Consider the following 1,185-nt stretch of genomic DNA (forward strand, 5'->3'; position numbering starts at 1 on the left):
CGCCGTCGGCCTCGCCTTCCACCGCCGCAGCCACCGCCGCCGTCCCGCTCGGCGCCAGCTACCGCCGCCCCGCCTCGCCCCGCCGCACCGCGTCCGGGACCCGGAGAGACCAGTGACCCCGCGTTCCAGTTTCGGAGTATCGCCCGTGAAGCGTCCGCTTCTCGCCCTGTCGATCGCCTGCGGCCTCGTCGCTTCCGTCGCGGCCCAGGCCCAGACGGTCGCCCCGGCCATCGTCCAGCCGCCGGCGGCCAAGCCGGCCGACCCGCACATCCGCACCCTGCCCTATGACGCCGACCGGGTGCACCGCCTGACCGGGTTCATGGGCTTCCAGACCATGATCGAGTTCGGCCCGGACGAGCGCATCGAGAACGTCTCGATCGGCGACGCCCTGGGCTGGCAGGTGACGCCGAACAAGCGCGCCACCCTGCTGTTCCTCAAGCCGATCGACCGCGCCCCGGCCACCAACATGACGGTGGTCACCGACCGCCGCCGCTACGTCTTCGAACTGTCGATCGCCCCCGCCGGCGCGCCGACGAGCGACGCGGCCTATGTGGTGCGCTTCCAGTATCCGAGCGTCGCCGCGCCGGTCCGGCCCGCCGCGCCGAGCGCCCAGAACACGGCCTACACGATCGAAGGCTCCTCCGCCGTGGCGCCCTCGCGCGTGTTCGACGACGGCCGCGCCACCTATTTCGCCTGGCCCGAACAGGCCGAGCTGCCGGCGATCTTCGTCATCGGCTCCGACGGGGTCGAGGGCCTGGCCAACGCGCTCGTGAAGGACGGCTACCTGGTCGTCGACCGCCTGGCGCCGCGCTTCGTGCTGCGCAGCGACAAGGCCAGCGCCACGGTGGTCAACACCGCCTGGCGACGCGACCTGACGACGGGGAGCGCCCGATGACCAACGACATCGATCCGCGCCTGACGCCCGAGGTCCAGGACGACCTGGCGAGCGCCGACGCCAAGGCCCGTCCCGTGGTCGGCCGTAGCGGCGGCGTCTCCAACCTCGCCATCATGGCCGGCTTCGGCGTGTTCGGCGTGGCCGTGTTCGTCTGGCTGTCGAGCCATCGCGCCGACGCCGGCCAGCGCCAGCCCGTCGCCTCGCCGCCGGCCGCCGCCGCGCCGTTGGCCCAGGTCGCCAAGGTCGAGGCCCCGCCGGCCGCGATCCCCGGTCCCCAGTTCACCGTCGAC

General features: G+C 73.5%; 2 protein-coding genes. Both read left to right on the forward strand.

Annotated elements, in window-relative coordinates:
- Window positions 1–145 precede the first annotated feature (145 nt).
- Window positions 146–895, forward strand: coding sequence for a TrbG/VirB9 family P-type conjugative transfer protein (locus DMC18_RS14510; protein WP_158285910.1), 750 nt, complete (start codon window positions 146–148; stop codon window positions 893–895).
- The coding region (locus DMC18_RS14515; RefSeq protein ID WP_199232580.1) for a hypothetical protein at window positions 892–1,185 on the forward strand (294 nt) is incomplete at its 3' end. The genes DMC18_RS14510 and DMC18_RS14515, both read left to right, overlap by 4 nt.

The organism is Caulobacter sp. D5, from assembly GCF_003185805.1.
GTDB lineage: Bacteria > Pseudomonadota > Alphaproteobacteria > Caulobacterales > Caulobacteraceae > Caulobacter.